The 12,657-nt window shown below is 66.5% G+C and carries 14 protein-coding genes; 6 read left to right on the top strand and 8 right to left on the bottom strand.

All coding sequences use genetic code 11. The features are described 5' to 3' along the window. Window positions 1-214: 214 nt before the first annotated feature. Entirely contained in the window at window positions 215-847 is a 633-nt protein-coding gene (gene upp, locus AC10QF_RS15415) for a uracil phosphoribosyltransferase (RefSeq protein ID WP_005416149.1), read from the top strand. 186 nt (window positions 848-1,033) lie between these two features. After that, entirely contained in the window at window positions 1,034-1,327 is a 294-nt protein-coding gene (locus tag AC10QF_RS15410; RefSeq protein WP_065179494.1) for a PsiF family protein, read from the top strand. A gap of 41 nt (window positions 1,328-1,368) precedes the next feature. On the opposite strand, the gene AC10QF_RS15405 is transcribed toward AC10QF_RS15410, so the two are convergent. The 6 genes from AC10QF_RS15405 to rsmD all read right to left on the bottom strand — a co-directional run bounded on the left by AC10QF_RS15405 (window position 1,369) and on the right by rsmD (window position 6,181). Beyond that, a complete protein-coding gene (locus tag AC10QF_RS15405; protein ID WP_005416147.1) occupies window positions 1,369-2,256 on the bottom strand; it encodes an MBL fold metallo-hydrolase in 888 nt (295 codons plus the stop codon). A 118-nt stretch (window positions 2,257-2,374) separates the two neighbouring features. Continuing rightward, window positions 2,375-4,105, bottom strand: a complete 1,731-nt coding sequence (gene ggt / locus AC10QF_RS15400; protein WP_111176681.1) for a gamma-glutamyltransferase — start codon at window positions 4,103-4,105, stop codon at window positions 2,375-2,377. Further along, entirely contained in the window at window positions 4,102-4,383 is a 282-nt protein-coding gene (locus AC10QF_RS15395) for a YfhL family 4Fe-4S dicluster ferredoxin (RefSeq protein WP_004153175.1), read from the bottom strand. The genes ggt and AC10QF_RS15395 overlap by 4 nt, the downstream gene beginning before the upstream one ends. Before the next feature lie 132 nt (window positions 4,384-4,515). Beyond that, entirely contained in the window at window positions 4,516-5,007 is a 492-nt protein-coding gene (locus AC10QF_RS15390) for a hypothetical protein (protein WP_494542468.1), read from the bottom strand. A gap of 59 nt (window positions 5,008-5,066) precedes the next feature. Then, window positions 5,067-5,576: a pantetheine-phosphate adenylyltransferase gene (gene coaD, locus AC10QF_RS15385; protein WP_139726975.1), complete on the bottom strand. Its 510-nt coding sequence runs from the start codon at window positions 5,574-5,576 to the stop codon at window positions 5,067-5,069. A gap of 26 nt (window positions 5,577-5,602) precedes the next feature. After that, window positions 5,603-6,181, bottom strand: coding sequence for a 16S rRNA (guanine(966)-N(2))-methyltransferase RsmD (gene rsmD, locus AC10QF_RS15380; protein ID WP_494542467.1), 579 nt, complete (start codon window positions 6,179-6,181; stop codon window positions 5,603-5,605). 648 nt (window positions 6,182-6,829) lie between these two features. On the opposite strand from rsmD, the gene htpG reads away from it, so the two are divergent. After that, window positions 6,830-8,722 carry a molecular chaperone HtpG gene (htpG, locus tag AC10QF_RS15375; RefSeq protein ID WP_494542466.1) on the top strand — a complete coding sequence of 631 codons (1,893 nt, stop codon included), beginning with the start codon at window positions 6,830-6,832 and terminating at the stop codon, window positions 8,720-8,722. A gap of 166 nt (window positions 8,723-8,888) precedes the next feature. On the opposite strand, the gene AC10QF_RS15370 is transcribed toward htpG, so the two are convergent. Next, window positions 8,889-9,188 carry a hypothetical protein gene (locus tag AC10QF_RS15370; protein ID WP_494542465.1) on the bottom strand — a complete coding sequence of 100 codons (300 nt, stop codon included), beginning with the start codon at window positions 9,186-9,188 and terminating at the stop codon, window positions 8,889-8,891. 129 nt (window positions 9,189-9,317) lie between these two features. Between AC10QF_RS15370 and ftsY the strand changes: the two genes are divergently transcribed. The 3 genes from ftsY to AC10QF_RS15355 all read left to right on the top strand — a co-directional run bounded on the left by ftsY (window position 9,318) and on the right by AC10QF_RS15355 (window position 12,082). Next, window positions 9,318-10,598 carry a signal recognition particle-docking protein FtsY gene (gene ftsY / locus AC10QF_RS15365; RefSeq protein ID WP_494542464.1) on the top strand — a complete coding sequence of 427 codons (1,281 nt, stop codon included), beginning with the start codon at window positions 9,318-9,320 and terminating at the stop codon, window positions 10,596-10,598. Window positions 10,599-10,682: 84 nt separating this feature from the next. Further along, window positions 10,683-11,807 (top strand): A/G-specific adenine glycosylase, encoded by a 1,125-nt coding sequence (gene mutY / locus AC10QF_RS15360; protein WP_069137883.1) that lies wholly within the window; start codon window positions 10,683-10,685, stop codon window positions 11,805-11,807. 5 nt (window positions 11,808-11,812) lie between these two features. Beyond that, complete coding sequence (locus tag AC10QF_RS15355; RefSeq protein WP_005416139.1) at window positions 11,813-12,082, top strand: oxidative damage protection protein; 270 nt, start codon at window positions 11,813-11,815, stop codon at window positions 12,080-12,082. Window positions 12,083-12,157: 75 nt separating this feature from the next. Here AC10QF_RS15355 and AC10QF_RS15350 read toward each other — a convergent pair whose 3' ends face one another. Next, window positions 12,158-12,616: a DUF6491 family protein gene (locus AC10QF_RS15350; RefSeq protein ID WP_005416138.1), complete on the bottom strand. Its 459-nt coding sequence runs from the start codon at window positions 12,614-12,616 to the stop codon at window positions 12,158-12,160. Window positions 12,617-12,657: the final 41 nt, after the last annotated feature.

The raw sequence follows: 12,657 nt of genomic DNA, 5'->3' as shown, positions 1-12,657 counted from the left end.
AGGGTCAGGGTGATGGCAACGGCCAACGGAGTCTTGATATGCACTGGGAATCCCCATTCCTGTTAAGAATGGGTCTGCACGGTATGTCCGCAAGGTTGCATGGCCGTGACATGCCTCTGCACATTTCATGTACAGCGGCCCCGGGCCCGGTTTGGGCTTCGCCCCGCCAATCCGGCAAAATGGCGGCCTCTCTCCCTATTCCCCTTCCCCGACCATGAAGATCGTCGAAGTGCGCCACCCGCTGGTGCAGCACAAGATCGGCCTGATGCGCAACGCTGCGCTCAGCACCAAGGATTTCCGCGAACTGGCCAACGAGCTGGGTACGCTGCTGGCCTACGAGGCCACCGCCGACCTGGATACCGAGCCGCACACCCTGGCCGGCTGGGCCGGCCCGGTGACGGTGCAGCGCATTGCCGGCGCCAAGATTACCGTGGTGCCGATCCTGCGTGCCGGCCTGGGCATGCTCAGCGGCGTGCTTTCGCTGATTCCGGCCGCCCGTGTCAGCGTGGTCGGCCTGCAGCGCGATGAAGAAACCCTGCAGCCGGTACCCTACTTCGAGCGCCTGACCGGCCGCCTGGAAGAGCGCGACGCACTGATCCTCGACCCGATGCTGGCCACCGGCGGCACGCTGATCGCCACCATCGACATGCTCAAGCGCGCCGGCGCCCGTCGCATCAAGGGCATCTTCCTGGTGGCCGCGCCCGAAGGCATCGAAGCAGTGAAGGCCGTGCATCCGGACGTGGAAATCTACACTGCGGCCATCGATGCCCAGCTCAACGACAAGGGCTACATCCTGCCCGGACTGGGCGACGCGGGTGACCGCATCTTCGGCACCCGCGTCGGCTGATCCGGCGAACCGTGGTCGGATCCCTCTCCGCAGGAGAGGGCTCTGACCCGACAACCGTTCGCCGGCCCGCTTCGCCGCGTCACGTGAACGCCCGTGGACGCGGGTGTGGCCGACGCGTGATTCTTCACGTGGCCTTACCGGTCGGAAGCGAATGCTCCGCGCACCCGCCACCGCTTGGAGCTCCCGATGAAAGCCTCTTTCCTGCTGGCCGCCGTCCTGCTGGTCGGCCTGCCCCTGACTGCGAATGCCACCACCCCGCAGCAGCAGCGCATGGCCGAATGCTCGGCCAAGAACAAGGGCTTGAAGGGGGATGCCTACAAGACCGCGCAGAGCTCCTGCCTCAGCGGTCATGCCGCCGAAACCAAGCCGGTCAATACGCAGCAGGAACGCATGCGCAAATGCAACGCTGACGCAGGCGCGAAGAAGCTGGCCGGCGATGCGCGCAAGACCTTCATGAGCAGCTGCCTGAAGGCGTCGTAACGACGAGTGATGTAGAGCCGAGCCCACGCTCGGCTCTGCCATTAACCCAGGGCGCGCGCCTTCAGCTCGCCCTGTTCGTGCAGGGTCACGAAACGTCCCTTGTCATCACGGCCCAGCTGCGCCAGCGCCACCTGCGGGTCGTGGGTGAAGAACAGCCGCACGTTGCGCGCCAGCTTGTCTTCAAGGAACTGCCGTTTCTCATCGATCAGCAATTCGGCATTGCGGTCATAGCCCATGGTGATCGGCACGTGCACCCATGAACGACCTGGGATGAGGTCGGCACAGAACACCACGCCACCGTGCGCATCTTCACCGGCATGCGCGTGGCCAACGATCTCGGCCAGCATCAGCCCCGGCGTATGCCCATCGCTGTAGCTGAAGCGCACGCTGCGGCCGAGCGCCTTCGAGTACTCCCCCTCCACTACTTCCAGGCGGCCACTGGCCTGCAGCAGGCCGGGCAGCTCAGGAATGAAACTGGCCCGATCGCGCGGGTGTGGCCGCACGGCGCGCTGCCAATGCTGCGCACCAACCACATAGGTTGCGTTGGGGAACAGCAGTTCGGGCTCACGCCCTTCGCTCCATGCGGCAAGCAGGCCACCGGCATGATCGAAGTGCAGGTGGCTGAGCACCACCACGTCGATGTCCTCGTGCTCGAAACCCGCTTCGCGCAGTGAATCGATCAGCACGTGCTGGCTTTCCTGCACGCCATAACGCTCGCGCATGCGCGGGTCGAAGAACGCACCGATACCGGTTTCAAACAGTACTGTCTTGCCTTCCAGCGGACTGGCAAGCAGCGCACGGCAGGCCAGCTCGATGCGATTGAGCTCGTCCGGAGCCGCCCATTTTTCCCACAACGCACGCGGCGCGTTGCCGAACATCGCGCCGCCGTCCAGGCGCTGCGAGTTTCCACGAATAGACCAGAGTTTCATGCGTCGATTATCGGCGCCGGACTGTTAAATAATCGCTAGAAAGGAAACAGGAAACCCCGCCGGTAGGCGGGGTCCTGGTGATCTGCCAGATTGCCGGCCAGTGGCCGGCACCGCCACATCAGTGGGCCGGCACGACCTGGGCACTGCCCACCGGATTGCGCGGGTCGCTGCCGCCGAACAGCTTGTTCGCCTTGCGGTCCCATTCCACGGTCTGCAGGTTGCCCCACACGTGGCTGGAACCGCGACCGCCGGCGGCGACATTGCCCGGCAGGTCGATCCTGTGGCCCATCGCCTGCAGCTGCTTCACCGTCGCCGCGTCGAACGCATCGTCCTCGGCTTCGATCAGATCCGGCAGCCACTGGTGGTGGTAGCGCGGCAGCGCGGCAACCTGCTGCGCGTCCAGGCCGGCGTCGTAGCCGAGGATGCCCAGCAGCACCATGGTGATGATGCGGCTGCCACCCGGCGTGCCCAGCACGATCACCTTGTCGCTGTTTTCCATGAAGGTCGGCGTCATCGAGCTGAGCATGCGCTTGCCCGGCTTCGGCGCATTGGCCTCGTAGCCCATCACGCCGAAGGCATTGGGCGTACCCGGCTTCAGCGCGAAATCGTCCATCTCGTTGTTCAGCAGCACGCCGGTGCCCTTGGGAATGAGCCCCGAGCCGTACAGCAGGTTGACGGTCTGGGTGGCGCCGACGCGGTTGCCGTCGCGGTCGATGATCGAGAAGTGCGTGGTCTCGTCGTCTTCCAGCGGCGTCGGATTGCCCGACAGCAGGTCGCTGGGCGTGGCCTTCTCCGGATGGATGGTCGCGCGCAGGCCCTGTGCGTAGTCCTTGCTGGTCAGTACCTTCTGCGGGATCTGCACGAAGTCCGGATCGCCGAGGAAGAACGTACGGTCGCGGTAGGCGCGGCGCATCGACTCCACCACCAGGTGGGTACGGTGCGCCGGATCCATCTTCCTGATGTCCCAGCCTTCCAGGATCTGCAGCATGCTGGCCAGCGCGATGCCACCGGACGACGGCGGCGGCGCGGTGGTGATCTTCCAGCCGTTGTAGTTGAACACGATCGGCTCGCGCTGCTTCACGCGATATCCGGCCAGCTCTTCGGCGGTCCACCTGCCGCCAGCCTGCTTGACGCCTGCCAGCAACAGCTTTCCGGTCTGGCCCTTGTAGAAGCCGTCGAAACCTCCAGCGGCCAGGCGCTCCAGCGTCTGCGCCAGCTCCGGCTGCCTGAACAGGTCACCGCTGGCGATCGGCTTGCCGTTGCGCAGATAGACTTCACGCGTGCCGGGATAGCGCTCCATCACTTCACGGCGCGACGCATAGCCCTTGGCCATGCGCTCGTACACCGGGAAGCCTTCGCGCGCGATGCGGATGGCTGGCTGCAGCGATGCAGACAGCGGCAGCTTGCCGTGCTTGGCCGACAGTTCGACCAGCGCTGCGGGCAGGCCGGGAATACCCGCCGACCACGCACCGTTGACCGAGCGGTCGCGGTCGAGGTTGCCCTGCTTGTCGAGGAAGGCCTGCGGCGTGGCCGCCGCCGGCGCGGTCTCGCGCGCGTCCAGCATCACGTCCTTGCCGGTAGCCGCGTCATGCAGCAGGAAGAAGCCCCCACCGCCCAGGCCGGAACTGATCGGCTCGACCACCGCCAGCGTGGACGACACCGCCACCGCAGCATCGAAGGCGTTGCCGCCCTGCGCCAGAATGTCGATGCCGGCCTGGGTGGCCAGCGCGTGGCCGCTGGCAATGGCTGCGCCGTCGGGGCGCTCGGCACGGGCCGGGCTGTCGGCCCAGGCGATCGGACTCAGCAGCAGGCCGAGCAGCAACAGGGGGCGGACGATCAGCGTCTTCATTCGGATGGGGGCTCCGCATAGAGTTCGGGGTGATCGTGCTGCAGTTGGCGCAGCTTGGCCAACAGCTGGTCTTCCGTTTCCACGATCTCCGGATCCGGGTCGATGCACTCGACCGGGCAGACGACCACGCACTGTGGCTCGTCGAAATGACCCACGCATTCGGTGCAGCGCGCAGGGTCGATCACGTAGATGGTTTCACCCATCGCAATGGCCTGGTTCGGGCAGGCCGGCTCGCAGACGTCGCAGTTGACGCAGAGCTCGTTGATTTTCAGCGACATGGCGATACTCCTCGCCCGCGCCTTGGGACAAAGGACCGGCCAGCGCGGGCGCGCGGGCCGGTCAGGTCATCAGCGGCGCCGTTGCAGGACGCCGCCGGGGCCATGCCGGAGCATGGCCGCCATGGCTCGGTATTACTTGGCTTCGACGAAAATGTACTCGGCACCGGTCGGCTGGATCGCAGCCTGCACGCGGGCGTTGTCGGCCGACTGGCCGATGAAGACGACGCGCACGCCCTTCATCGAATCCGGCGACACGTCCTTGAACACGGCCTGGATCATGTCAGCCATCTTGCCCGAGGCCGACGAACCAAAGGCCAGCATGTTGCCCGGCTGCACGCCACGGGCCACGGCCTGGGTCGCGCTCTCGGTCTGGCGCTCGTACTTGGCCTGGAAGTCCGGGTCCGATTCCGGGGAGAGGTAATACAGGAACGGGCTGTTGGTGATGTTGCCCATGTTCTGGATCGCCACTTCCTGCAGGTACTTCTTCCAGCCGGCATCGTCGTCCTTGGACGGAGCGACCAGGGCCTGCTTGGCCTCGTCGATCGGAGCGGCCTCTTCCTTCTTGCAGGCGGTGAAGGCCAGGGCCAACGAAGCGATCAGCATCGCGCGCATGGTGGTGTTCATGGATTTCCTCCCGGAATGGTGCGTGGTGTTGTACGTAATGGGGTGCAGGTACGGCGGGCTTACGACTGTGACGCCTTCGCTTCGCGGACCTTGCGCAGGGCTTCGAGCACCGCAGCCGGCACGAAACCGGACACGTCGCCGCCCAGGCGCGCGATCTCGCGGACCAGCGAGGACGAAATGAAGCTGTGCTGCTCGGCCGGGGTCAGGAACAGGGTCTCGACCTCGGGGATCAGGTGGCGGTTCATGCTGGCCATCTGGAACTCGTACTCGAAGTCGGACACCGCGCGCAGGCCGCGCAGCAGCACCCCGCCCTGGACCGAACGTACGAAATGGGCCAGCAGGGTATCGAAGCCGATGACTTCGACATTGCCATGGTGGGCCAGGGCGCCACGCGCCAGCTGCACGCGCTGTTCCAGCGGCAGCGCCGGGCCCTTCGACGGGCTCTGCGCCACGCCGACCACGACCTTTTCGAACAGCGGCGCGGCCCGGCTCACAAGGTCGATGTGACCGTTGGTGATCGGGTCGAACGTGCCGGGATAGACGGCAATGCGGCGGTTGGCCACGGTCATGGGCGGTAGCAGATGTTCAGATGAGGTCAAAGTGTAGCAGTGGCACGGCGGTACAGGGCAAAGCGCACCTCACGGGTGCTGCCCTCGCGGTGCAGCAGCCAGCCCTGCGGCAGCACCGGCACGTGGCCGGCCGGCGATTCCAGGTACAGCCAGGCATCGGCTGCCAGGTGCCGCAGCAGCTGGGCCAGCACGTCCTGCCACAGGCCATCGGCGAATGGCGGGTCGATGAACACCAGATCGGCCTGCTGCGCCTGCGCACCCTGCAGCCAGCGCAGGGCATCGGCCTGCACGACGCTGATCTGGTCGCTGGCCTGCAGCTTGGCCACGGCGGCGGTCAGGTTGCGTCCCAGCTGCGCATCGCGCTCGACCAGGGTGGCGTGGGCGGCACCGCGCGAGACGGCTTCCAGCCCCAATGCGCCGCTGCCTGCGAACAGGTCCAGGACGCGGGCCCCGCCCAGCTTGGGCATCAGCCAGTTGAACAGGGTCTCGCGCACACGGTCGCTGCTGGGCCGAAGCCCCGGCAGGGTCGGCACCGGCAAGCGGGTATTGCGCCAGCGACCGCCGATGATGCGGACCTGGCCGTCGTTGCCCCCACGGCCGCTCATTGGCGCCCCCGGCGGGGGTTGTTCGAGAAATTCAGCATGAGCGGGATTGTAGTCGTCCGGGCGGCGCCCGGAACCCGCAGAGGCCGAAGCAACAGCCAGAGCAACGGCAAAAGCTGGTTTCCTGGGGGTAGGCGGGGTAGGTCAGGCTGTCGGGGACGCCGTAAACCCGTCCATGGGGGCTTGGCCGCGGCATCCATGCCGCGGACACCCCCACAACCTGACCCACCCCGCCTTCGACAGTTTCCTGCGATCTGTCGGAACGTCATCTTGGGGTCAGATCCGTTTTCCTGCGGAAAACGGATCTGACCCCAGTTTTATTTCGATATCTGACAGATGTGTCGACCAAGGTCGACACCTACCAACAGCCGCGTGAACCTGTCAGAGGCGGGGCACTGTGGGTTCGCGGGGTGTGAGCCGCATGGATGCGGCGACCAAGGCTACATGGACGTACTTGCGCCGTCCCCGCGAACCCACAGTGCCCCGCCATCCCACGGAATGCCCGCTGTTGCTGTTGCTGTTGCTGTTGATCTTGCCTCTGCGGGTGCCGGGCGCAGCCCGGCCGAACAACCCCTTGATTTCGGGACAATCACCCCTACCCCTTGACGAGGCCGCACGCGCTGGCGCGGCATTGCACATGGAGCCCTATCGATGACCGAGACCACCCAGACCGAAACCCTTGGCTTCCAGACCGAAGTCAAGCAACTGCTGCAGCTGATGATCCACTCGCTGTACTCCAACAAGGAAATCTTCCTGCGCGAGCTGGTCTCCAACGCTGCCGACGCCGCCGACAAGCTACGCTTCGAGGCCCTGACCCAGCCGGCGCTGCTGGAAGGCGACAGCGAGCTGCGCGTGCGCGTCAGCTTCGACGCCGCGGCCCACACCATCACCATCGAAGACAACGGCATTGGCATGAGCCGCGCCGAAGCCATCGCCCACCTCGGCACCATCGCCAAGTCCGGCACCGGCGACTTCCTGCGGCAGCTGTCCGGCGACCAGAAGAAGGATTCGCAGCTGATCGGCCAGTTCGGCGTCGGCTTCTACAGCGCTTTCATCGTCGCCGACGAAGTGGAAGTGACCTCGCGCCGCGCCGGCCTGGCTGCGGTCGAAGGCGTGCGCTGGACCTCGCGTGGCGAAGGCGATTTCGAAGTGGCCACCGTCGACAAGGCCGAGCGCGGTACCCGCATCGTGCTGCACCTGAAGGACGGCGAGCACGACTTCGCCGATGGCTGGCGCCTGCGCAGCATCCTCAAGAAGTACTCGGACCACATCGGTTTGCCGATCCAGATGCCGAAGGAAGGTGGCGAAGAAGGCGCCACCGTCGAGTGGGAGACCGTCAACCGCGCCAGCGCGCTGTGGACCCGCCCGCGCACCGAGATCAGCGACGCCGAGTACACCGAGTTCTACAAGCACGTAGCGCACGACCATAGCGACCCGCTGGCGTGGAGCCACAACAAGGTCGAGGGCAAGCTGGAGTACACCTCGCTGCTGTACGTGCCCGGCCGCGCGCCGTTCGACCTGTACCACCGCGATGCGCCCAAGGGCCTGAAACTGTACGTGCAGCGCGTGTTCGTGATGGACCAGGCCGAGCAGTTCCTGCCGCTGTACCTGCGCTTCATCAAGGGCGTGGTCGATTCCAACGACCTGTCGCTGAACGTCTCGCGCGAGATCCTGCAGTCCGGCCCGGTCATCGATTCGATGAAATCGGCGCTGACCAAGCGTTCGCTGGACATGCTGGAGAAGCTGGCCACCGACAAGCCCGAGCAGTACGCCACGTTCTGGAAGGAGTTCGGCCAGGTGCTGAAGGAAGGCCCGGCCGAGGACTACAACAACCGCGAGAAGGTGGCCGGCCTGCTGCGCTTCGCCTCCACCCGTGGCGACGGCGATGCGCAGAGCGTGTCGCTGGCCGATTACATCGGCCGCATGACCGAAGGCCAGGACAAGATCTACTACCTCACCGGCGAGAGCTACAGCCAGGTGCGCAACAGTCCGCACCTGGAAGTGTTCCGCAAGAAGGGCGTGGAAGTGCTGCTGCTGACCGACCGCATCGACGAGTGGCTGATGGGCTACCTGACCGATTTCGACGGCAAGGGCTTCGTCGACATCGCCCGTGGCGATCTCGACCTGGGCGCACTGGAAACCGATGCGGACAAGCAGGCACAGGAAGCGGCAGCAAAGGACAAGCAGGGCCTGGTCGAGCGGCTCAAGACGGTCCTGGGTGACGAAGTGGCCGAGGTGCGCGTGTCGCACCGCCTGACCGATTCGCCGGCGGTGCTGGCCATCGGCGAGCAGGACCTGGGCCTGCAGATGCGCCAGATCCTGGAAGCCAGCGGGCAGAAGGTGCCGGACAGCAAGCCGGTGCTGGAGATCAACCCGGGCCATCCGCTGATCGCCAAGCTCGACGCCGAAGCCGATGGCGCGCGCTTCGACGACCTCGGCCGGGTGCTGTTCGACCAGGCCGCGCTGGCCGCCGGTGACAGCCTGAAGGATCCGGGTGCCTATGTGGCGCGCCTGAACAAGCTGCTGCTGGAGCTGTCGGCCTGATCGAGGCGGTGGTCGCCGGGCATGGCCCAGCGGTGCCTTGGTAGAGGCCAACCTTGGTTGGCGCCCCAAAAGCGTGCCAACCAAGGTTGGCACCTGCCAGGGCGGGTAAGCATGCCAACCAGGGTTGGCACCCACCAGGGGCGGCGGTTCGCGCCTGCCGAGGGGCTCAGGCTTCCCGATCCAGCAGCGAACCCAGCAACGGGTCCTGGCGGCGGATCACCGAGGCATTGGCGGCGAAGGCCACTACCTCGGCTTTCGCCGCCAGCAGATCTCCCAGCGGTGCACCGACATCGGCGCCGGCGGCAGTCACCGAGGCCTGCACCCCGCCCTGTCCAGTGGCACCGCGCTGCAACTGCAGGCGCTGCGCATCGGGGGTGGCCAGATCGGCCACGTTGTGCGCTGCCACCTGCACGCCCTGCTGGGCCGCACGCATCCCGCCGAGGGCGATTCCCATCACGTTGTTCATGGCGGTCTCCGGGCCGCTCCGCGCAACCCTCCGGACCGGTTAACGGCCGGCCGGCCGCGACCTTGAGTCCACATCGGCCCGACAGGCCCGAGTGGTAGCATATCCCTCTGATTTCAGCGCCTTTTGCCAATGCTCAGTTTTTTCCGCCGCAAGAAGCCCCAGGATGCCCCCACCACGGAGGCGCCCAAGACCCAGCACTACTCGGCTGAAGAGCTGGCGGCGGCGTTCCCGTCGGCCGCCCCGGCCGAAGACGCACCCACCGCTGCGGTGGTCGAAGCCGATGCACCCGCACATGCACCGGAACCGGCCCCGGTCGCCGAAGTGCCTGCCGTGCCAGCTGCGCAGCCGGCCACCGCGCCCGAGGACGTCCAGGCTGAAGCGCTCGCTGCGGCCGCTGTGCTGGCTCCTCTGGCTCCGGTCATTCCGGTCGAGGAACCCACCGCCCCGGCCACCGACCTGCCTGCGCTGGTGGATGCCCCGCCGGCGCCCGCCGGCAAGCCCGGCTGGCGCGAGCGCCTGCGCAACAGCGTCATCGCGCGCAGCTTCGGCGGCCTGTTCTCGCGCAACCCCAAGCTCGACGACGATCTGCTGGACGAGCTGGAAACCGCCCTGATCACCGCCGACGTCGGCGTGGGCGCCACCACCGATCTGGTCGAGGGCCTGCGCAAGCGCATGAAGTCGCGCGAGTTCGCCGACGCCAATGCGCTGCTGGCCGCGCTGCGCGCCGAACTGATCGCGATCCTGCAGCCGGTGGCCAAGCCGCTGGTGATCGACCGCAATGCCAAGCCCTTCGTAGTGCTCACCGTCGGCGTCAACGGCGTCGGCAAGACCACCACCATCGGCAAGCTGGCCAAGCGCTTCAAGGATGACGGCCACAGCCTGATGCTGGCTGCCGGCGATACCTTCCGCGCCGCCGCCGTGGCCCAGCTGCAGGCCTGGGGCGAGCGCAACGGCGTGGCCGTGGTTGCGCAGGGGCAGAACGCCGATGCCGCTTCGGTGGCATTCGACGCGCTGCAGGCCGGCAAGGCCCGCGGCACCTCGGTGCTGATCGCCGATACCGCCGGCCGCCTGCACACCCAGTCCGGGCTGATGAACGAGCTGGGCAAGATCCGCCGCGTGCTCGGCAAGATCGACCCCACCGCCCCGCACGAGGTGCTGATGGTGATCGACGGCACCACCGGCCAGAACGCGCTGTCGCAGCTGCGCCAGTTCAATGCCGCAGTGAACGTGACCGGCCTGGTGGTGACCAAGCTGGACGGCACCGCCAAGGGCGGCGTGGTGTTCGCACTGGCCCGCGAGTTCGGCATTCCGATCCGCTTCGCCGGCATTGGCGAGCGCCCGGAAGACCTGCGTGTATTCGACCCGGAAGCCTTCGTCGACGCCCTGCTGCCCGAAGCATTGGGCGCCTGATACACCGTGCAGCCACGCATGGCGTGGCTCTACTGCGATCTGGTAGAGCCACCCCATGGGTGGCTGCCTCCTTCCGGAACACTCATGCCCCGCCAGCCGCACGCCAGCGCCGACACTGCCAAGGAAGACGACTTCGTCGCCCGCCTGCTGCACTGGTTCGACGACCACGGTCGCCATGACCTGCCCTGGCAGCACCCGCGCAGCCCCTATCGGGTCTGGTTGTCGGAGATCATGCTGCAGCAGACCCAGGTGGCCACGGTCATCCCGTACTTCCAGCGGTTCCTGCAGCACTTCCCAACCCTGCCCGAGCTCGCCGCCGCCAGCAATGACGCGGTGATGGCGCAGTGGGCCGGGCTCGGCTACTACGCCCGCGCACGCAACCTGCATGCCGCCGCAAAGCGCTGCGTGGAACTGCACGACGGCGACCTGCCGCGCGATTTCGATGCATTGCATGCCCTGCCCGGCATCGGCCGCAGCACCGCCGGTGCGATCCTCAGCCAGGCATGGAACGATCGGTTCGCGATTCTCGACGGCAACGTCAAGCGCGTGCTCAGCCGCTACCACGGCATCGACGGCTTTCCCGGCCTGCCGGCCATCGAGAAACAACTGTGGGCGATTGCCCAGGCGCACGTCGCGCAGGTGCCGGCCGGGCGCATGGCCGATTACACCCAGGCGCAGATGGATCTGGGCGCGACGGTATGCAGCCGGGCCAAGCCGGCCTGCGTGATCTGCCCGCTGCAGGACGCGTGCGTGGCGCGGCGCGAAGGCCGCACCACTGAACTGCCCACGCCCAAGCCCAGCAAGACCCTGCCCGAACGCGAAGCGGTCGCCCTGCTGCTGCGCGACGCCCAGCAACGCGTGCTGCTGCAGAAGCGGCCGGACACCGGCATCTGGGCGCAGCTGTGGACGCTGCCGCAGGCCGAGGCCGGCAGCGACCTGCAGGACTGGTTCGACGCACATGTCGACGGCTCGCTGGAAGATGCAGAGGAACTGCCGGTGCTGCAGCACACCTTCAGCCACTACAGGCTGCACCTGCAGGTATTGTCACGGAAGGTGCGCGGCCTGCGTGTGGAAGAACCCACGCTGCGCTGGGTCGCCAACGACGAGCTACCCGCATTGGGCCTGCCGGCACCGATCCGCAAACTGCTCGACGGCGCCACGATCAAGACGCCGAAACGAAATTCCAGCAAACCCCGCAACCACGAGTGAATGCCATGCCCCGAACCGTCTTCTGCCAGTACGAACAACGCGATGCCGAGGGCCTGGACTTCGTGCCCTACCCCGGCGAGCTGGGCCAGCGCATCTTCAACAACATCGGCAAGCAGGCCTGGGCCGCGTGGCTGGCCCACCAGACCATGCTGATCAACGAGAACCGGCTGTCGCCGCGCACGCCGGAACATCGTGCGTTCCTTGAAGGCGAACTGGTCAAGTTCCTGTTCGAGAAGGACGCGGAAAAGCCGGCCGGCTTCACCCCGGAAACCTGACAACCCAAAAGGGGACGGAGGGGATTAAGTCGTTTGTGGCACAAACGACTTAATCCCCTCCGTCCCCTTTTTCGATCATTTCGCCGGTGCGGTGTTTTCCTCGCGCTCCTGCACCTGCGCCTGGCGCAGCTCCTGCTCGGACGCGCGCAGCGCCTTCACATCCAGCTTGCGGATGCTGTTGATGAAGCACGGCAGGCGCGGGCCGCCGGTGGGGTCGCGCACCAGCACTTTGTCAAAGCGCGACGACACACGGCCCATGCTGCTGGTCAGACCGATGGCGGTCGCATACGGCAGGTCCTGGCAGGGACCATTCAACTCCAGCAGATAGGCTTCGCTGGGACGGGTCCACACCGCCAGCGCACTGTCGCCCAGCTCGGTCCAGCCATTGAGGCTGCCAAAGAACTGCATGTCGTTCTGCGGCGCGCCGGCGTGGGCACGGTACAGATCCAGTTTCTCGGTACTGCTGAGCCGGCCGGTCGTCGCACAGGCGGCCAGTGCCAGGCAGAGTCCGGCCATCAGGATCGGGGTCTTCATGGCGATCTCCTCGGGGAACTGTCGCCATCATGCGCCTGGGC

It is taken from the genome of Stenotrophomonas maltophilia complex sp. Om-AH-Sm3 (assembly GCF_059337855.1).
This window is presented reverse-complemented; position numbering and strand designations above follow the sequence as displayed.

What these genes read in the sequence shown, in the direction of transcription:
- upp (WP_005416149.1), top strand. Translation starts at nt 215, where the DNA reads ATGAAGATCGTCGAAGTGCGCCACCCGCTGGTGCAGCACAAGATCGGC.
- AC10QF_RS15410 (WP_065179494.1), top strand. Translation starts at nt 1,034, where the DNA reads ATGAAAGCCTCTTTCCTGCTGGCCGCCGTCCTGCTGGTCGGCCTGCCC.
- AC10QF_RS15405 (WP_005416147.1), bottom strand. Translation starts at nt 2,256, where the DNA reads ATGAAACTCTGGTCTATTCGTGGAAACTCGCAGCGCCTGGACGGCGGC.
- ggt (WP_111176681.1), bottom strand. Translation starts at nt 4,105, where the DNA reads ATGAAGACGCTGATCGTCCGCCCCCTGTTGCTGCTCGGCCTGCTGCTG.
- AC10QF_RS15395 (WP_004153175.1), bottom strand. Translation starts at nt 4,383, where the DNA reads ATGTCGCTGAAAATCAACGAGCTCTGCGTCAACTGCGACGTCTGCGAG.
- AC10QF_RS15390 (WP_494542468.1), bottom strand. Translation starts at nt 5,007, where the DNA reads ATGAACACCACCATGCGCGCGATGCTGATCGCTTCGTTGGCCCTGGCC.
- coaD (WP_139726975.1), bottom strand. Translation starts at nt 5,576, where the DNA reads ATGACCGTGGCCAACCGCCGCATTGCCGTCTATCCCGGCACGTTCGAC.
- rsmD (WP_494542467.1), bottom strand. Translation starts at nt 6,181, where the DNA reads ATGAGCGGCCGTGGGGGCAACGACGGCCAGGTCCGCATCATCGGCGGT.
- htpG (WP_494542466.1), top strand. Translation starts at nt 6,830, where the DNA reads ATGACCGAGACCACCCAGACCGAAACCCTTGGCTTCCAGACCGAAGTC.
- AC10QF_RS15370 (WP_494542465.1), bottom strand. Translation starts at nt 9,188, where the DNA reads ATGAACAACGTGATGGGAATCGCCCTCGGCGGGATGCGTGCGGCCCAG.
- ftsY (WP_494542464.1), top strand. Translation starts at nt 9,318, where the DNA reads ATGCTCAGTTTTTTCCGCCGCAAGAAGCCCCAGGATGCCCCCACCACG.
- mutY (WP_069137883.1), top strand. Translation starts at nt 10,683, where the DNA reads ATGCCCCGCCAGCCGCACGCCAGCGCCGACACTGCCAAGGAAGACGAC.
- AC10QF_RS15355 (WP_005416139.1), top strand. Translation starts at nt 11,813, where the DNA reads ATGCCCCGAACCGTCTTCTGCCAGTACGAACAACGCGATGCCGAGGGC.
- AC10QF_RS15350 (WP_005416138.1), bottom strand. Translation starts at nt 12,616, where the DNA reads ATGAAGACCCCGATCCTGATGGCCGGACTCTGCCTGGCACTGGCCGCC.